General features: G+C 68.3%; 15 protein-coding genes. 14 read left to right on the forward strand and 1 reads right to left on the reverse strand.

Translation table 11 applies throughout. The features are described from left to right. The first annotated feature begins 80 nt into the window (after positions 1 to 80). The gene (locus R5W23_RS23945) at positions 81 to 512 is read left to right on the forward strand and encodes a carboxymuconolactone decarboxylase family protein (protein WP_320688488.1); all 432 of its coding nucleotides are present in this window, start codon (positions 81 to 83) and stop codon (positions 510 to 512) included. A 22-nt stretch (positions 513 to 534) separates the two neighbouring features. After that, on the forward strand, positions 535 to 993 hold the full coding sequence (locus R5W23_RS23950; protein ID WP_261188022.1) for a TIGR03067 domain-containing protein: 459 nt from the start codon (positions 535 to 537) through the stop codon (positions 991 to 993). Between the two features lies 1 nt (position 994). On the opposite strand, the gene R5W23_RS23955 is transcribed toward R5W23_RS23950, so the two are convergent. Beyond that, positions 995 to 2,455 carry a caspase family protein gene (locus R5W23_RS23955; RefSeq protein ID WP_320688489.1) on the reverse strand — a complete coding sequence of 487 codons (1,461 nt, stop codon included), beginning with the start codon at positions 2,453 to 2,455 and terminating at the stop codon, positions 995 to 997. Between the two features lie 140 nt (positions 2,456 to 2,595). Here R5W23_RS23955 and galE point away from each other — a divergent pair, with 140 nt between their 5' ends. The 12 genes from galE to R5W23_RS24015 all read left to right on the forward strand — a co-directional run bounded on the left by galE (position 2,596) and on the right by R5W23_RS24015 (position 17,580). After that, positions 2,596 to 3,579 carry a UDP-glucose 4-epimerase GalE gene (gene galE, locus R5W23_RS23960; protein ID WP_320688490.1) on the forward strand — a complete coding sequence of 328 codons (984 nt, stop codon included), beginning with the start codon at positions 2,596 to 2,598 and terminating at the stop codon, positions 3,577 to 3,579. Between the two features lie 622 nt (positions 3,580 to 4,201). Continuing rightward, the gene (locus R5W23_RS23965) at positions 4,202 to 5,215 is read left to right on the forward strand and encodes an AAA family ATPase (protein WP_010049563.1); all 1,014 of its coding nucleotides are present in this window, start codon (positions 4,202 to 4,204) and stop codon (positions 5,213 to 5,215) included. 119 nt (positions 5,216 to 5,334) lie between these two features. Continuing rightward, positions 5,335 to 6,225, forward strand: coding sequence for a DUF58 domain-containing protein (locus R5W23_RS23970; protein ID WP_320688491.1), 891 nt, complete (start codon positions 5,335 to 5,337; stop codon positions 6,223 to 6,225). Positions 6,226 to 6,371: 146 nt separating this feature from the next. Further along, positions 6,372 to 6,776 carry a TIGR03067 domain-containing protein gene (locus tag R5W23_RS23975; protein WP_320688493.1) on the forward strand — a complete coding sequence of 135 codons (405 nt, stop codon included), beginning with the start codon at positions 6,372 to 6,374 and terminating at the stop codon, positions 6,774 to 6,776. A 376-nt stretch (positions 6,777 to 7,152) separates the two neighbouring features. After that, a complete protein-coding gene (locus tag R5W23_RS23980) occupies positions 7,153 to 7,665 on the forward strand; it encodes a TIGR03067 domain-containing protein (RefSeq protein WP_320688494.1) in 513 nt (170 codons plus the stop codon). Between the two features lie 15 nt (positions 7,666 to 7,680). Beyond that, positions 7,681 to 7,938 carry a hypothetical protein gene (locus R5W23_RS23985; RefSeq protein WP_320688495.1) on the forward strand — a complete coding sequence of 86 codons (258 nt, stop codon included), beginning with the start codon at positions 7,681 to 7,683 and terminating at the stop codon, positions 7,936 to 7,938. 138 nt (positions 7,939 to 8,076) lie between these two features. Next, positions 8,077 to 8,589 (forward strand): TIGR03067 domain-containing protein, encoded by a 513-nt coding sequence (locus R5W23_RS23990; RefSeq protein WP_320688496.1) that lies wholly within the window; start codon positions 8,077 to 8,079, stop codon positions 8,587 to 8,589. Between the two features lie 15 nt (positions 8,590 to 8,604). Beyond that, a complete protein-coding gene (locus R5W23_RS23995; protein WP_320688497.1) occupies positions 8,605 to 9,345 on the forward strand; it encodes a hypothetical protein in 741 nt (246 codons plus the stop codon). 229 nt (positions 9,346 to 9,574) lie between these two features. Next, a complete protein-coding gene (locus R5W23_RS24000; protein ID WP_320688498.1) occupies positions 9,575 to 10,129 on the forward strand; it encodes a TIGR03067 domain-containing protein in 555 nt (184 codons plus the stop codon). A 30-nt stretch (positions 10,130 to 10,159) separates the two neighbouring features. Then, the gene (locus R5W23_RS24005; protein ID WP_320688499.1) at positions 10,160 to 12,403 is read left to right on the forward strand and encodes a BatA domain-containing protein; all 2,244 of its coding nucleotides are present in this window, start codon (positions 10,160 to 10,162) and stop codon (positions 12,401 to 12,403) included. 240 nt (positions 12,404 to 12,643) lie between these two features. Beyond that, a complete protein-coding gene (locus R5W23_RS24010; RefSeq protein ID WP_320688500.1) occupies positions 12,644 to 15,181 on the forward strand; it encodes a hypothetical protein in 2,538 nt (845 codons plus the stop codon). A 113-nt stretch (positions 15,182 to 15,294) separates the two neighbouring features. Continuing rightward, positions 15,295 to 17,580: a hypothetical protein gene (locus tag R5W23_RS24015; RefSeq protein ID WP_320688501.1), complete on the forward strand. Its 2,286-nt coding sequence runs from the start codon at positions 15,295 to 15,297 to the stop codon at positions 17,578 to 17,580. Positions 17,581 to 17,718 lie beyond the last annotated feature (138 nt).

Here is a 17,718-nt window from a genome sequence, read left to right on the forward strand (position 1 = left end):
CGTATGAAGACACTACCGCCGCCGGGACGACCGTTCGCCCGGCGGCGGGACGCACGTCCGCTCATCCGGGAGAAGCACGAATGGCAACCGACCGCATCGCGACCGTGGCGCCCGTCCCCGAGGCGGCCGCGACCGGCAAAGTGGCCGCGGTGTACGCCGACATCAAGGCGACGAAGAACATCACCTTCGTGCCGAACATGTGGCGCGTGCTGGCCACCAACCCCGACCACCTCGAACTGGTCTGGACCCGCCTGAAGGCGATCATGCACCCCGAGGCGAGCGGCCGAACGTCGCCGCTCGATCCCCTCACCCGGGAGCTCATCGCGCTGGCCGTGAGCGCCACGAACGGGTGCTCGTACTGCGTCAACTCGCACACCGCGGCGGCCCGCAAGCTGGGGCTGGGCGTGGAGGCGCTGGGCGAAGTTATGGCCGTGATCGCACTTTTCAACAGCACCAACGCAATCGCCGACGGTTACCAAATTGAGCCCGACATTCTGCCCCCGCAGGAGTGAAACCGCGCTCTAGGGTTCACGCATGAAGCGCTTCATTCTCATCACCGCGGCCCTGGTGAGCGGTTGCGGCGAACCGCCGGCCCCCGACGCCGAGCAGGTCCTGGGCGAGTGGGTCGTGGTCGATTTCGAGTCGCCCACCGCGACCGAGGACCGCAGCCAGCGCCGCAAGCACGCGCTGGTCTCCGAGGGCACGTGGTCGGAGCAGTTCCAGGGCGACACGTTCGAGGACTTCGAGTACGCGCTCGACGAGACGAAGTCCCCGAAGCACCTGGACCTGACGTACACCAACAGCGACGGCATGCGGCTCACCGTGCGGGCCATTTACGAACTCAGCGGCGCGAACCGGATGCGGGTGTGCATCGGCTCCCCCCCGCTGGTCCTGCGGGGCGGGCAGGTGCAGCGCGTCGAGAGCGTGCGCCCGACCGCGTTCGTGCCAAAGGACGGGCCGCTCATCGTCTACCACCGCCGGGCGCCGGAGTGAGTCACCCGCCGCTCGTGAGCGCCTTCGGCTCCCCCAGCGCGCCGAACTTTTGCAGGAACACCAGAAACTGCTCCAGCAGGCTCGACGGGTTCCCCGCCTGCCCCTGGATCACCACCGCGTCGCGGTTCACGCTGATCTTGCCCCCGAAGCCGGCCAGCCCGATCACCGCGGCGCCGGAGTCGCTCGCGACCGTCACCTTCACGCCCTCCGGCGGCGCGTCCTCGATCCGGTCCACGAAGTCCGCCACATCGACCGCGCTGGCGAACTCGAACACGAGCCGGTCGAACATCGTCCCGAACACGTTACGGAACCCCTCGCCGCGGACGAACTCCGGGCCCGAGAGCCGGCTCACCTCCCGCCGCCACAGCACCTCCGACGGGTCCTCCTCGCTCACGCTCACGGTCACGGTGTACTCGAAGTCCGGCGTGCGGATGTACCCCAGCCCGTCGCGCTCCGCCGACACGTCCAGGTCCTTCCGCTTGTAGCCGAACATCTCGCGGACCATTTCAAACGTGTTGTCGAGGTCGAGCTTGATGTCCGCCGCCGCGACGCGGTTCACGTACTTCCGCGCCCACTCGTTCGCGCGGTCGGGAACGGGCTGCCCCTTCCGGTAGCCGGCGAGGTTCTTCACCTCGCTCAGGCTCTCCGAGCGGAACACCACCCGCTTCATCCGCGCCGGGTCGAGCAGGTCGCCGCCCGGGCCGAGCACCTTTTCCAACTCGGCCACGGTCACCGAGGCGTTGGCCTCGCCGTACAGCGCCGGGGTCTGCTCCTGAGGCGTCTCATAGGTCCGCCGCAGGGTCCGGGGCACCGCATCCGCCAGGAACTCGTGCAGCGCCGCGGCCGTGAGCGTGCCGTCCTTGCCGACCCCGGTGCGCGTCTTCCCTGTGAGCGCCTCGATGAGGTGGTGCCGCCAGATGCCGTGCCGCAGTTGGGCCGATTCGAACGAGCGTTCGCCCTCGGCGCACGCCGTCAGCCCGGCGCACTTGGGCGACTTCTCAAACAGCGCGGCCAGTTCCGCATCGTCCAACCCGGGATGGAGCAGCTTGCTCTCGCCCAGGTGGAGCGGATCGATGTCGAAGCACACCGTCACCTCTTTGGCCTTCACCTTGCTCACCGCGGCCAGGAACTCTGCCACGGGAATGGCGGTTTCGAGCGGATCGGGGGCGATGGTGTCGGCGCAGGCGACGTACCCGCGACCCTTCACGTTAAACCCACGTGACACCACCAACACGAACAGCGACTCGGCGTCGCCGGCGACCTTGGGTAGTCGCTTCAAGGTGGCCTCGATCACGGCCTTGGTGGTCCGGTGGGCGGCCAGCAGCGTGCACCGCTCCGGCGCGTACCCGGCGGCCGGGAGCGCGCGGTGCAGTTCGGCGCAGTCGGCCGCGGCGTACTGGACCAGCGGCCCGGCCTCAAAGAACGTTTCGACGGCGATCAGCAGTGCGGCGCGGTCTGGCACAGTTGGTCCTTCTGTAAACGGCGGTGGGATTGTACCCGGAACCGCGGCCCGGCGCGAAGGTGCGTGGCGCAGGTGTTGAGCATTCCGCCCCGGCGGCTAAGACAGACAGCGAAGACCGACAGACGAAAGGCGAACCCCTCATGCGCATTCTGGTCACCGGCGGGGCCGGGTACATCGGCTCGCACACCGTTCGGCAGTTGCTCGCCGGCGGGCACGAGGTGACCGTGTTCGACAGCCTCGAATACGGGCACCGCCAGGCCGTCCCCGACGCCAACCTTGTGGTCGGCAACCTCCGCGACATCGACCACGTCGACAACCTGCTCGTGGTGAACCGGATCGAAGCGGTGATCCACTTCGCGGCCTACGCCTACGTCGGCGAGTCCGTCACCAGCCCCGCCAAGTACTACACGAACAACCTCATCTACTCGTTGCAACTGCTCGACCGGTGCCGCCGCAACGGGGTGCAGAAGTTCGTCTTCTCCAGCACCTGTGCCACCTACGGCGTGCCCGACGCGGTGCCGATCGCCGAGACCGCCCCGCAGCGGCCGGTGAACCCTTACGGGAACAGCAAACTGGCGTTCGAGCACGCGCTGGCGGACTTCGCCGGGGCGTACCCGTTCGGGTACTGCGCGCTGCGGTACTTCAACGCCGCCGGCGCGGCCGAAGACGGCACGATCGGGGAGGACCACGACCCGGAAACGCACCTGATCCCGCTGGTGTTCCGGGCCGCGACCGGAAAGATCCCGCACGTCTCCGTGTTCGGCACCGACTACCCCACGCCCGACGGTACTTGCGTCCGCGACTACATCCACGTGGGCGACCTCGCCCGCGCCCACATCCTCGCGCTCGACAAGATCGGGCCGGGGTCGAAACTGGCGTACAACGTGGGACTCGGGCGCGGGTACAGCGTGCGCGAGGTGATCGCCGCGGTGGAGCAGATCACCGGTCTGAAGGTGCCGGTCAAGGAGGAGCCGCGCCGCGCCGGCGACCCGCCGGCGCTCGTCGCGGACGCCGGCAAGATCGCCCGCGAACTCGGCTGGTCGGCCAAGTACGACACGCTGACCGCGATCCTCGAAACCGCGTGGCGGTGGCACAAGGCCCACCCGAATGGCTTCGGGGAGTGACGGCACGCCCGGTTCAGGAACAGCCACCGGATGCGCCGACGCGCGGCTTCGTCGGCGCATCTTGCATTTTCCGCACCTCTTTTCTCTGTTTGGTCGTTCTGGAACGGTCCGACCGCATCGGGCGCGGCGACCGGAGACGGATTGGTGCCCCCGAATCGGCGTTGTTTGCTCGCATTTCGCAGTCCGTAAGTTATTGAAAAGTAAAGTTTTGCAAGATAACATCCGCTCACAACTGCGGCCGAGCGGTGTTGCTCCATCTGCCGAATCTGACGATTGGGCCGTGCGATTTTGTGGGTAGCGATCACCCAGCGAATCGCCAGTCGGTTGGTAGCGATCGGCCAGTCGGCGCCCCATCCGATGACGACCGGGCCGCGCTGTAACGGGGGTTACAGCGCCCCGCCGACCAGCCCACTTTAGTCGCACGAAATCAGTCCGCATTACAGCGCCTCACAAAGGCCCAGGCGAGTCCCACGCCCCGCGACCTACATCCTCGACCCGCGACACTTTCGCGCGCTCGGGGCGTTTAATGCGTTGCGTCGGTCCGCCGGGTGCGGGTACGATTGCTCTTGCCCGTCGGCCCCGAACTCCTCCGCCGCTCCCCTCAACCTCGATCCCTGTGAACATGAGCGCCAACAGTGCGGAAAACGACGTCGAAATGATCGAGAGGCTCCGCGCCGCGCACCAGAAGCTCAAGCGTGAGATCGCCAAGGTCGTGGTCGGTCAGGAAAAGGTGCTCGATGAACTACTGATGGCAATCTTCTGCCGCAGCCACGCGCTCCTGATGGGCGTGCCCGGGCTCGCAAAGACGCTGATGGTGTCAACGCTGGCGCAGGCGCTCGACCTCGGCTTCAAGCGCATCCAGTTCACCCCCGACCTGATGCCGTCCGACATCACCGGTTCCGAAGTGATTCAGGACGATCCGGTGACCCGGGAGCGAATGTTTAAGTTCATGGCCGGGCCGATCTTTGCGAACATCGTGCTGGCGGACGAGATCAACCGGACCCCGCCCAAGACGCAGGCGGCGCTGCTCGAAGCGATGCAGGAGCGCAAGGTCAGTATCGGCGGCTCCGACCACCCGATGCGCGCCCCGTTCTTCGTGCTCGCCACCCAAAACCCCATCGAGCAAGAAGGCACCTACCCCCTTCCCGAGGCCCAGCTCGACCGGTTTCTCTTCCTCATCAAGGTCGATTACCCGACCGCCGACGAGGAAGAGCAGATCATGCGGATGGGCACCGCGGACACGAAGGTGAAGGTCGAGCCGGTGCTCAACGCGGAAGACATCATCGGCCTCCAACAGATCGTCCGGCGGGTGCCGGTGTCGGACAAGGTGTTCGACTTCGCGAAGCGGATCACCCGGCTGTCGCGCCCCGGAACGCCGGAGGCGGCCGAGTTCGTCCACAAGTGGCTCACCTGGGGCGCCGGCCCCCGCGCCAGCATGAACCTGATCTTGGCGGCCAAGGCGCACGCCCTGCTCCGCGGGTCGAACCACGTCGCCGGCGACGACGTGGTCGCGGTGGCGACGCCGATCCTGCGGCACCGGCTCATCCTGAACTTCGCGGCCCAGAGCGAGGGCGTCACCGTGGACGAGGTGATCCGTCGGTTGGTCAAAACCGCCGCCAAAGCGGTGGCCGCCTGACGAACCCGGAATGCGGAACGCGGAATTCGGAACGAACGCTGGCAATCCGAACCGTGTTCGCTTCCGCGCCGGTGGGCTTCTGATTCCGAGTTCCGCGCTCCGCATTCGGCGACCCCACAATGCCGACCTACCTCGATCCCCGTGTCCTGGCCCGCGCCGAAGCCCTGGGTTTGAAAGCCCGGCAGGTGGTGGAGGGGCTGCGCGTGGGCGACCACAAGAGCCCGTTCAAGGGGTTCTCGGTCGAGTTCGTGCAGCACCGCGAGTACGTGCCCGGCGACGACATCCGGCACATCGACTGGAAGGGCTACGGGCGCAGCGAGCGGTACACCATCAAGCAGTACGAGCAGGAAACCAACTTCCTGTGCCACCTGCTGCTCGACGGCAGCAACTCGATGCGGTACGGCGGCGGGGACGCGAACAAGCTGGCGTTCGCGAAGCTGCTCGCGGCGTCGCTGGCGTATCTCACGGTCCGCCAGCGCGACACCGTGAGCCTCCGCATTTTCAACACCGGCTGGGTGGCGGAACTGCCGGCGAGTTCGTCCCTCGCCCACATCAACGCGATCACCCACACGCTGGAAGGCACGGAGCCGGGGGACCGCACCCGCATCGGCCCGCTGCTCGGCGAGGTCGCGGACCGGCTCGGCCGCCGCGGGATTGTGTGCCTGATCTCCGACTGCCTCGAAGACCTCGAACCCATTCTGGACGGGCTCCGCCACCTCCGGTTCCGCGGGCACGAGGTGATCCTGTTCCACGTGCTCCACCCGGACGAGGTGAATTTCCCGTTGGACGGGAACATCCGGTTCGTCGGGTTGGAGGGGGCAGAAGAGCTGAGGACGCGCCCGCAACTGTTGCGCCCGGCGTACCTGCGGGTGGTGAAGCGGTACCTCGCGGACATCCAGGCCGGTTGCGACCGGGCCGGCGTAGACTACGTCAAGATGCTCACGAACCGGCCGCTCGAGGTGGCGCTGTCGGAATACCTCGTGCGCCGGCTGCAAATGGGACGCAAATGAGCGTGGCTGAAGAACCGACACCCACGGCCCCCCCAACCGAAGCGAAGGGGGAGGAACGGCTTTCGCAAGCCGATACCGGTCCCGCACGCCCGCCGGTTGGATCTTCCCGACCGTCCTCCGGAAAGCGGTTCTGGGGTATCGGTCTCGTGGTGCTGGGACTCGCCGCAGGCGCCGCAGGGTACTTCGCTCTCCGCTCTCTTGAACCCCGAGACGACGCCGAACGGCTCCAGGGCGTGTGGCGCCTCGCCCCGAACGGGCGCGAGACCCGGCTTCCCGTGACGGCGCGAATCACCGGCGACCGGTGGGTGTACCTCGTCGGCGAGCAGGAGCAGAAGCGGTACCGGCTCACGCTCCGCCCCGAAGCGAACCCGAAGGAACTCGACCTCACGCTCCTCGGCCCCGACGATCAGCCGTCGGCGTTCGTGTTGCGCGGGATTTATGCGTTCTCGGACGGAACCGCACGGGTGGTCGTCGCGCCCAACCCGAGCCCGCGCCCGACGGCGTTCGACGCGCCCGACGGCCCGCCCGTGTGGGTGCTGGAACGCCCCTGATGCCTAAACTCGTACACAATTCGGTTGCTGGTGTCTGCTTTAATTGTGTCTTTGTGGCACAGACATTCCTGTCTGTGCGGCGCGAGAAAGTCGACAGACAGGAATGTCTGTGCCACAAGAAATAGACATAACTACCAGGGCCGTGCATCAGGATGTAAATGGGCTTGTTTCCCGCAGCCTGTGGCTGGACAGTGAGGGAACCGAAGACGGTGGCAGACCGGATTAACGGGAGAGAGATGAGCGAGAGCGGCCCGCCTCCGGCCCCTCGCATCTCACTCATCGCGTCGGTCCTGTTCAATTTTCCCCAGCGGTCGTGTGGTGCGGTCGCTTGCTAACAGTGCCACCGGCAACGGGCCTCCAGACCAGGAAACGCCCCATGAAGTTCCTCGCGCTGTTCGCGGTTCCCTTCGCACTTGTCTGTGCCCTCGGCGACCCGGTACTGAGCGCCCCGGTGCCCAAACACCTGATGAAGGGCGAAGACCCGGAGCTTCAAAAACTCCAGGGCGAGTGGAACCTCACGGCGGTGTCGCTCGGCGGAGCCGAAATCGACATGAGCCGACACAACGCCGGCAGCGGGCTGGAGGTGCGCGGCGACACGCTGATCGTGACCGCCGGGCAACAAAACCAGCGGACGACCGCCACCTTCCGGCTCGACACGAAAGCGCAGCCGGCCCGAATCACCTGGCAGCAGGCGCGGGTCACCGACCTGAACGGCGGGCCGGTGAAGGACGACGATGCGGAGAAGCCGTGCGTGATGCTTTACAAGTTCGAAGCTGGTAAACTCGTACTCGCCGCCCGCAGCGGCAACCAGGAGCAGGCGCCCCGCGGGTTCGACAACAAGGACGAACCGGAGGTCGTGCTCCTGACCTTCACCCGCGTCCAGAAGTGAAGCGAGGAACCGGCCATGCGCAAGTTCGTCCCGCTCGTGCTCGTTGGCGGCTGCGCGCGTCCGGCCCAGCCCAACTCCCGGTCGGACGAACTTAAGGGGGACGCCAAGGCGCTCCAGGGCGTGTGGGCCGTCACCTCCGCCGAGGACGGGCACATCGGAACGCTCATCGACGCGGAACGGAAGGACATGGACTTGTTTCCCGCGGCCTGTGGCTGGGCAGTGGCGGAACCGAAGACGGTGGCAGACCGGACCGGATTAACGGGAGAGAGATGAGCGAGAGCGGACCTGCGCCCGGCCGCTCTTACTGTCGCAACTGCGTCGGTCCTGTTCAATTTTCCCCAACGGTCGTGTGGTACGATCGCTTCGCAAGCCGTGCCACCGGCAACGGGCCTACGGGCCAGGAAACGCCCCATGAAGTTCCCCGCGCTCGCACTGTTCGCCGTTCCGTTCGCCCTTTTCTGTGCCCCCGGCGACCCGGTGCTGGGCGCCCCGGTGCCCAAGCACCTGATGAAGGGGGAGGAGCCGGATCTCCAAAAGCTCCAGGGCGACTGGAAGCTCACAGAGATGGAATTCAACGGGAAAAACGTACCACCCGACACCCGTATTGAAATCGTCCTGGAGTTCCGTGGCAACAAGATGACCGTCGTTGACAAACAACAGAACCAACGGCGCATCGCCGTGATTCGACTCGACACGACGGCGAACCCGCCCCGGCTGGCGTGGCCCGAAGCGCGGGTGACCACTCTGAAGGGCGTGCCGGTTCGAGACGAGGCAGCGGAGCTACCGTGCGTGATGATTTACAAGTTCAAAGCTGATACACTCGTACTCGCTACTTCGGGCGGCAACCAGGCGCCCCGCGGGTTCGACAACAAGGACACACCGGGCGGCATCCAGCTCATGACCTTCACCCGTGTCCCGAAGTGAAGCGAGGAAACGTCCATGCGCAAGTTCGTCCCGCTCGTACTGATTGCCGCAGCCGCCGTTGGCGGCTGCGCGCGGCCGACCCAGCCCAACTCCCGGTCGGACGAACTCAGAGGAGACGCCAAGGCGCTTCAGGGCGTGTGGGCCGTCACGTCCGCCGAGGACGGGCACATCGAGACGCTGACCGGCGCCGAACGGAAAGACGCCGAGGAGATGATCAAGCAGGTCCGGCTCGTGTTCGACGGGTACCGGATGATCATCGTCGAGCAGGGCGAGAACGAGCCGGTGTCGTTCACCCTGGATGAATCCAAGAACCCGAAGGTGCTGGCGCTCCGGCTCGGCGGCCCGGACGTTCCCGTGGCGGTGTCCACCGCGCGCGGCGGCACCGCGGTCGCCCCGCGCGCGACGGCGGCGTTCAGCACCGCGCGGGCGGGGGCCTATCGGGCCGGCACCTCCCGAGGAGCGGCCTACGGAACGGGTGCCGGCAGCGCCAATCCCCCGCGCCCGTCGGAAACGTGGCGCTGGATCTACAAACTGGACGGCGACACCCTCACGGTCGCGTTCATCAAGAAGAACAAAACGTTGGTGCCGACGGAGTTCAAGCCTCGGGCGGAATCGAGCCAGGCGGGGCAGCCGGCGGTCCCCGCGGTGATGGTCATCACGCTGAAGAGAACGACCGAACCGCCGCCGTTCCGGACGCGAGCCAGCGCCAGCACCCAGCCCGTGAGCACACTCCCGATCCGAGCAACGGCCAAGTAGCTAGAGACTCGGACAAAACCCGATGCACTCCGGCCCGCTCAGCCGCACACCGACGTTTTGGTCCTGGCTTTCAGTGTGGTCCGCTCGCTCCGCGAGCGGTTGCGACCTTGGGCAGGGTGCATTGGGAACGATTAATTTGATACCTAAAGTACCGCTCGCGGAGCGAGCGGACCACACTGAAAGCCAAGTACCAAAACGTCTGTTAAAGCCAGTAAGGAGCAACGAACCGATGCGCACGTCCGCTTTCACCGCGCTGCTCGTGGGCACGGTTCTCGCCGCCGGGTGTGGCAAAACGCCCGCACCCGCCCCTGCTCCCGAGGGCGCTCCTCCGGGACCGACCGGCCCCGGGGCGACCGCGTCGGACCAGGACCGGTGCCAGGGGTACTGGAAAATGGTCGGCGGGGACAAGGGGGACGGGATGAAGCCGCCGTCCGCCAACCGCGCGCTGTGGCTGAACTTTTCGAGCACCAAGCTGACCTACGGCGAATCGTCCGCCGACCCGGGCGAAACGCACGCCGTCGTTTGGGACACCGCCGCGAACCCGAAGACGCTGACCCTGACCCCGAGCGGACCGGACGGCAAGCCGCTGCCGCCGGAAAAGTGGATCTACCAGTTCGACGGGGACCACCTCCTCGTCGCGTTCTCGGGCGGCGGCGCACTGCCGACCGAGTTCAAGGCCCGCACGCCCCAGCCGTCCGCGCCGGGCGTCCTCGTGCTGAAGTTCGAGAAGTCCGCCGAGAAGCCGCCCGCCCCGGCCGCGCGCCCCCTGACGAGCAACCGGTAACGACGCCGCTCACCGACAGGGTTCCCCGCGATGCCGTTCCAGGCCCCCCTGATGCTGTTCGGCGCGGCGGCCGTTACCGTGCCGCTCGCGCTGCACTTCTTCTACCGCGCGCGGTACAAGCCGCTGCCGTGGGGGCCGATGAAGCTGCTCAAGGAGGCCGTCGAGCAGACCAGCCGCCGCCTCAAGTTCCAGGAGCGGCTGCTCCTGCTGCTCCGGTGCCTCGCGCTGATCCTGCTCGCCCTCGCGCTGGCCCGACCGGCGCTCGATTCCGTGTCCGGGGCCGCATCGGACGGCCCCGTCGACGCGGTCCTGGTGTTCGACACGTCGTACAGCATGGCCGCCCGCGACGGCGAGAAAACGCGGCTCGAGCGCGCCAAGGACGCGGCCGTCGCGGTGCTCGACGCCCTGCCCGACCAGTCGTCCGTGCAGATCTACGCCTGCGCCGACCGCGCGCAAGCGCTCGGCCCGGTGTCGCGGTACAACCGCGACCAAGCGAAGCAGCTCATCCGCTCCATCGAGGTGACGAGCCTCTCGACGGACTTCCTACCCGGGCTGACCGACGCGCTCGCGGCGGCCGAGACCGGCACCGCCCCGGCGAAGGAGATTTACGTCTTCAGCGACATGCAGAAGAGCGGGTTCGAGCGCCAGCAGCCGGGGGTGCGGGCGAAGTGCGAGGAGGCCCGCGAGAAGAAGACGGGGCTCGTGTTCGTCCGGTGCGGGAACCCGGAGCGCAAGATCCCGAACGTCTCGGTCGTGGACGTGAAGCTACTGGCCGCGATCCCGCACACCCGCACCCGCGTGCCCTTCGTCGTGACGGTCAAGAACACCGGCCCGGAACCGGTGCGCGGGATCAAGGTGTCGCTCGAACTCGACGGCAAGGCGGTGGAGCGCGACGCGACCCAGATCGACCAAATCGACCCCGGCGCCACCGCCGAGGTCACGCTCACCGGCGGCCTCGACGAAGCCGGGGCGCGGCGGCTGGCGGTGTACGCCGACGGCGACGGGCTCGACGGGGACAACGTCCTTTACAAGATCGTCGGCGTGCGCGACAAGGTGAACGCGCTGCTGGTGGCCCACCCGTTCGCGGGCCTGCCGGCGACCGACGCCGGCGACTGGTTTGTGCGCAAAGCCCTGGTCCCGTTCGACACCGAGCGCGAGCGGGACAAGATCGAAAAGTACTTCATCTCCACGGAGTCCGTGCAGCCGGCCGAGGTCGGGCCGGACAAACTGGCCGGCAAGGACATCGTTTACCTGCTGAACGCGCCGGTGCGCACCGACGACCCGTTCGTCGGGATGCCGCCCGCGTTCGTCTCGCAGCTCGCCGAGTTCGTGAAGGGCGGCGGCGGGCTCGTCATCGGCGCCGGCCCGCTGGTGAACCCGGGCGACTACAACCGCGTGCTGGGCCGCGCGGGCGCCGGGCTGTTACCCGTGCCGCTCGGGCCGGACCTCCCGGCCGCGACCGCCGAGGCGCCGTTCCGGCCGGCGGCCGAAAGCATCGACGACCGGGACGACGTGTTCGGGAAGGTGAAGCCCTACGCCGACTGGATCGACCGCGCCACGTTCACCCGGATGCTGCACCTGGACGACACCGCCCCCGACGCCGCCGGCGGGCGGGTGCGGGTCCGCACCACCGACAACCGGCCGCTGGTGGCGTCGCGGGTGGTCGGCGACGGCGAGGTGCTCTTCTTCGCCGCCCCGCTCGACGAATCCTGGGGTAGCAGGCTGATGGCAGACGGCCAGTTCGCGGTCCCGCTGACCACGTACATCGTCTCCCACCTCACGGGGCGGAAGGTTCCGGGCGGCGCACGGACGGCCGGCGACACGCTCACCTGGGCGCCGCCGGTTGTGGCGCCCGGGTACGAACTGATCAAGCCGCGCCCGCGAACCGGGAAAGGCGACGACGGGCGGAACCGTCAGCGGGTGAAGCTCGGCGAAGCGAAGGCCGGTGCCGGGGCGCGGCCGGTCGTCAGCGCCGACTCGCTGGTGGCCGGCGAGTACGCGATCGTGCCGGTCGGTGGGACGGAAGCCGAGGGTGCCACGTTCGCGGTCAATCCGGATTTGCGCGAAACCGACAACCTCGAACCGGTGTCTGATTCAGAGCTGGAGAAAATGCTCGGGTACCGCCCGACGGTCATCCAGGCAGGGGCCGGCACCGAGACCGCGATCCGCGAGCGCCGGACCCACGGCGAATGGACCGAGTGGGTCCTGCTGGCGCTGTTGTTGCTCCTGATGGGTGAAGCGACGTGGGCGTGGTTCTGCGGCCGGGCGTGGTGACCTGCGAACGGCGCGGCGCCATCTGGCTTATAACTCGCCGCGTTCCACTGGCGCAGTGTTTGGTTGTTGCCTTTGTGGCACAGACATTCCTGTCTGTGCGGCCTTCTCGCGCCGCACAGACAGGAATGTCTGTGCCACAAGATACAAAGGCAATCCGCCGGGCGGTGAATGAGAACTCGCCTTCAACCGGACGTGGTGTCAGACGCCGGGTCTTTGTTCGACAACGGGTGCCGCGCGCCTATGAACGCTCTGTTCGCGTCCGCCGAACTGTTCGCCGAGTTGCAGCGCCGCGGCTGGTTCCCCGCGTGGCTGGCGCTGCTGCTGGCGGTGGCCGCGGTGGTCGCTGTCGGGGCGCTCTACGTGTTCGAGGCCGGTGGGCTCGGCGTCGTGCGCCGGCTGCTGCTCGCGGGCGTGCGCGTGGCGGTGGTGCTGGTGGTCGCGTTCCTGCTGCTCCGCCCCACGTGGGTCCGGGAGGACAGCGCCCAGCGGCGGCGCCCCGTCGCGGTGCTCATCGACGTGTCCCAGAGCATGGACCAGAAGGACCCCCGACCCGCGCCGGAAGACCACTGGCGGGCGGCCCTGGCGTTCGACCTCATCGAGCCGAACAAGCCGCTCCCGACGGCCCCGCCGGAAAAGGAGGAGCGCCCGTCGCGGTTCGCGGTCGCCCGCGCCGCGCTCACGAACCCGCGCCTCGACCTGCTGAACCGGCTCAAGGCGATCGGACCGCTCGAGGTCTCGACGTTCGGCACGACCCGCTCCGGCGGCAAGGACGGCAACGACCTCGGGTGGCTCAAGACACAGACCCCCGACCAGCCGCGCACGGCCCTCATCGCGTCCGCGCTGGAGCTACTCAACCGCGACGACAACGACCTGCCCGCGGCGGTGGTGGTGGTCACCGACGGGCGCGAGAACGGTGGCAGCAAGACCTTCGCGGAACTCGCCGAGCGGTTCCGCGACCGCAAGGTGCCGCTGCACGTCTACGGCGTCGGCAGCTCGTCCTTCGGACAGCTCCGGCTGCGCGACGCCAGCGTGCCCGAGTCCGTGTTCCAGGACGACATCGTGACGGTGCCGGTGCGGTACGCCGTGAAGGGCGTGGCCGCGGGCAACGTGGACATCGTGGTGAAGTTCGGCGACCGCGAGGTGGCCGCGAAGCGGGACATCCCGGTGCGCGAGGGCGACGACATCCGCGAGCAACTCAGCTTCGTGCCGACGCAAGAAGACGCCGCAGCGAGGCGGCAGGAGGTGACCGTCACGGTCACGGTGCGGCCCGACGGCCCCGGCGCGCGCGACCCGCTCACCGACACCGTGACCAAGCCGGCCCAGATCATCACCAAGAAGCTGCAGGTGCTCGTGGTCGAAGGGCTCCCGCGGAAGGACTTCCAGTTCCTGATGCGGGCGTTGCAGCGGGACCGGCGGGTGGACGCGCGATTCTTCCTCACCGAAGGCGACCGCGACGCGATGAGGCTCGGCGAGCCGTGGCTGGCCGAGTTCACGCAGCAGGTCAACGGCACCCTCGCGCTCGAGCGCGAGCCGTTCCGCAAGCTGATCAACGCCTACGACCTCCTTATCATTGGCGACATCCCGGGCGCGTTCTTCACGCCCGACCAGCAGCAGGTGATTAAGGAGTTCGTGACCGAGGGGGGCGGGCTGATCCACATCGCCGGGAAGGTCCACGCGCCGCACGAGTGGCTCAGCGCCGAGACGGGCCGGCACACCATCGCGGACGTGCTCCCGGTCGAGGCGGTCCCGGTGAAGTTCCCGCCCCGGCCGCCGGGGGGCCGGTACTACCAGCCGTTCGTTCCGGCGCTGGCCCCCAGCGCGATCCGCAGCCCGCTGGTGGCGCTGGAGGACATCCCGACCGACAACGCGATGCTGTGGGACCGCACCGCCCGCACCGAAGCAGCCGAGCCCCCGGCGGCGGCCCCGGAGCGGGCGTCGCAGACGAAGCAGTTGCAGCCGATGGAGTGGTACTACCCCGTGACGCGGCTGAAGCCCGGCGCCGAGGCGTTCCTGGTCCACCCGACCCAGCGCACCCCCGAGCCGGACGACCGGCCGCTGCCGCTGCTGGCGGGCCACTACTACGGTAAGGGGTACGTGCTGTTCAGCGCGTTCGACGACACCTGGAAGTGGCGGTTCAACGAGGCCGACCGGTACTTCGGCCGGTTCTGGAGCCAGTGCGTGTACCAGGCCGGCGTCCCGCGCGCGGCGGGAACGAAGCTGACCCAGGTGTCGCTCGACACGCTCGAACCGGTGCAGGGCCGGACCGGGCAGGTCTACGCCCGGGTGCTCGACGAGAACTTCAAGGCGCTTACCGCGGACGAGGTCAGCGCCACGCTGGAACGAGTCGGGGGGGGCGAGGACGACAAAGACGCCCGCATCCCGGTGAAGCTCCAGAAGCTGTCGGGCCAGGACGGCGAGTACGTCGCGCCGCTGACGTTCAGCCGCGCGGGGCGGTACAAACTCCACGTGTCGCCGGGCAACCGTTCGCCCGCGACGCTGGAGTACCGGGTCACGCTGCCGCCCGATCACGAACAGGCGCCGGGGAGCTTGGCCGAAGCCGAGATGGCGAAGCTCGCGGCCGAGAGCGGGCCGGCCGAACGGCCGGGCCGGTTCTACCGTGAGGAAGATCTGCACCGGCTACCCGACGACGTGAAGGCGCAGTTCGCAACGTTCACCAAGCGCGAGGAAGTCGTCCTGTGGAACCGGTGGCCCCTGTTCCTGCTCATCGGGCTGCTGTCGGTCGAGTGGTTCCTGCGAAAGTTCAGCGGGTTGAGCTGAGTGACCCGCCTCACCGGCCGGCGCCTCCGCGCCGGCGTTCGATTTTTGCCCCTTCCCGCAAGGGAGCAGGGGTCACAAATAGCCAACGTGCTGGCGCGTTTGGGCACCGACGAATGAACCTGCTACTCGAGCAACTCCGGCACTGGCGGCGCACCGAGCGACTCATCCGGGCCGTGTGGGGCGGGGCGCGACTGGTCGCGATCCTCGGCACCGTCCTCGCGCTCGCGTGCTTCGCCGACTGGACCGCCGACCGGTACCTCGGGTCCGAGACGTGGCGCCGGGTGCTCAACGCCACCTGGGTGTTCGCCCCCACCGCCCCCACCGCCGAGGAGCGCTGGTTCAGCGACCACATGCGGCTCGCCCACGGGTTCCGCCCCCCGCCCGCCGCGGTCATCGATGATACCCCCGGCTGGATGCACGCCGGAATGACCGTCGGGCAGCTCGCCCTCGCCCTGGGGCTGACCTACTGGCTGCTCGTTCGCCCGTGGCTGCGCACCCCGCCGATCGACGACCTCGCACAGCACGCGGAAAAGGCGATCCCGGCGTTCGGGCACCGGCTCGTCACGGCCATCCAGTTGAACCGCCCGGCGGCGCGCACCCAGGGTATGTCGCCCGCCCTCATCGCCGCGGTGACGCGCGAGGCGGGCCAGTTGGCCGCCGCACACAACCTCCTGCGACTCGTGGACTACCGCCGGCTGGGCTTCGCGCTGCTCGTGGCGTCGCCGGTCCTGATCGGCTGGACCGTGTTCGGGCTCGCGAAACCCGCGCTGGCCGGGGTGCTGCTGCGCCGCCAGCTTTTGGTGAGCGCCGAGATCCCGCGCGGCATCCAGTTGAAGAACGTGTCCGAAGAGGTGTGGCCGATCGGGGCGGAGGTCGAGGTGCGGTACGAGGTGACCGGCGCGTACCCGCGGCCGTGGTTCACGGACCGGCTTCGTGCGGAACACGGGTTCGCGCTCCCGCCGCCGACGGCCGGGTTCAGCGGTCGGCTACGGGTCGAGCCCGACGGCCAGCCCGCGGAGGCCTACGACCTCGTGTACGAGAAGGAGGTGCCCGACAAGCCCGGGGCCGCGTACTTCGTCACGAAGCTGCCGCCCTCGTCCATCAACTTCGGGTTCTCGGCGCGCCTGGACAGCGGTCGCACGCGCGAAACCGGCCGGGTGCGGTTCGAGGGGCGGCCGCAGCTCAGCCCCGACGGCGACGCGCTCACCGCGGAACTGTGGCTCCCGAAGTTCCTCGGCACGCAACCCGACGGCTGGCCGTTCGTGCGCCGGACCGACGGCTGGGTCCGCGGCGACGTGAGCGACGCCCTGCCCCTCGCCCAGATCCGCGTGGACGCCAAGTTCAACAAGCCGGTCCGGTCCGCTCGGCTCGTGCCGATCCTGCGCGAGGGTGCGCGCGAACGGGACTTCGTTCCGTCGGCGGGGGACAACTTCCAGTTGCCCCGCGACATCGACACCGACCGCCGCTCGGCGGTCTGGCTGTTCCCCACGAACGAGAAGCTGATCGGCTACCGCATCGAACTGACCGACGACCGCGGTTTCACGAACGAGGTGCCGATCCGGCGCACCGTTCGCATGCTGGAGGACCGCCCGCCGGCGGTCGCGCTCCTGCCCGAGTCCACCCGGCACCCGGACCCGGAGAACTACCACGGCACGTCCACCGCCAAGCTGGCGCACGAGTGGGGCGACCGGTTCCCCCTCGCCGAAGGGGGGCGCGTGATGGTTGTCTACAGCGCCCGCTCGGAACAGGGCGTCGGTCGGGCCGCCGTCGCTTATCGGGTGATCCCGAAGGGCGTCGCCCCCGACGCGATGCCGCCCGAGTGGCAGCAGGTCCAGCACCCGCGCCAGGACTGGAACTGGCCCGAAAACAAGAAGGTCTTCAGGCGGCTCCCGCTGAAACCGGTCACCGCGAACCTGGCGGCCGTGGGCAACTACGTGCCCGACCTGGGGCTGTTCGAGAAGTCCTGGCAGGGGCTGAGCAAGTTCGACCAGTTCAAGGTGAACGTCGAGTTCTACTCGCAGCCGTCGCCGAATCCGGAAGCGGAACCCGCGGGTCTGGAGGCCGGCGGGCGGTACATGTTCGAGATCGACGGGCTGCAAAAAACCGTCCCGGACGGTAGCGGCGGGTTCACCACCGCGAAACTCGAGGTCGGGGACACGGTTGAATTGTACGTCGAGGCGTTCGACAAGAACCCTACACCCGGGCGCGCCCCGGGCTACTCGCAAGAGGCCCGGCGCAAAATTGTGGTGACCGGCGAGGAAGCGGGCGTCGCGATCAAGATGCGCGACGAGCAGAATCGCCAGCTCCAACTCCAGGACAAGCTCCGCGAGTTGGCCGCCGACCAGGCCGACCTGTTCCGGCAAACCACGAACGCGCCGAAAGAGCCGGAGAAGAAGTAGCGCCGGCCCGTCCGGCGCCGCAGCGAACCGGTAACGGGCGGACCGATTCCCGGTTGCATTCGGTGCGGAACGGTTGGATACTTAACGGATTCTCGTCGGGTCGCCGCTCTCCCACGACCCCAACGCCTCAAGGAGGCC

It is taken from the genome of Gemmata algarum (assembly GCF_034097035.1).
GTDB lineage: Bacteria > Planctomycetota > Planctomycetia > Gemmatales > Gemmataceae > Gemmata > Gemmata algarum.

Coding starts and splice junctions, on each gene's coding strand:
- R5W23_RS23965 (WP_010049563.1), top strand. CDS start 4,202: ATGAGCGCCAACAGTGCGGAAAACGACGTCGAAATGATCGAGAGGCTC.
- R5W23_RS23980 (WP_320688494.1), top strand. CDS start 7,153: ATGAAGTTCCTCGCGCTGTTCGCGGTTCCCTTCGCACTTGTCTGTGCC.
- R5W23_RS23970 (WP_320688491.1), top strand. CDS start 5,335: ATGCCGACCTACCTCGATCCCCGTGTCCTGGCCCGCGCCGAAGCCCTG.
- R5W23_RS23995 (WP_320688497.1), top strand. CDS start 8,605: ATGCGCAAGTTCGTCCCGCTCGTACTGATTGCCGCAGCCGCCGTTGGC.
- R5W23_RS23985 (WP_320688495.1), top strand. CDS start 7,681: ATGCGCAAGTTCGTCCCGCTCGTGCTCGTTGGCGGCTGCGCGCGTCCG.
- R5W23_RS23945 (WP_320688488.1), top strand. CDS start 81: ATGGCAACCGACCGCATCGCGACCGTGGCGCCCGTCCCCGAGGCGGCC.
- galE (WP_320688490.1), top strand. CDS start 2,596: ATGCGCATTCTGGTCACCGGCGGGGCCGGGTACATCGGCTCGCACACC.
- R5W23_RS23990 (WP_320688496.1), top strand. CDS start 8,077: ATGAAGTTCCCCGCGCTCGCACTGTTCGCCGTTCCGTTCGCCCTTTTC.
- R5W23_RS24010 (WP_320688500.1), top strand. CDS start 12,644: ATGAACGCTCTGTTCGCGTCCGCCGAACTGTTCGCCGAGTTGCAGCGC.
- R5W23_RS24000 (WP_320688498.1), top strand. CDS start 9,575: ATGCGCACGTCCGCTTTCACCGCGCTGCTCGTGGGCACGGTTCTCGCC.
- R5W23_RS23950 (WP_261188022.1), top strand. CDS start 535: ATGAAGCGCTTCATTCTCATCACCGCGGCCCTGGTGAGCGGTTGCGGC.
- R5W23_RS24015 (WP_320688501.1), top strand. CDS start 15,295: ATGAACCTGCTACTCGAGCAACTCCGGCACTGGCGGCGCACCGAGCGA.
- R5W23_RS24005 (WP_320688499.1), top strand. CDS start 10,160: ATGCCGTTCCAGGCCCCCCTGATGCTGTTCGGCGCGGCGGCCGTTACC.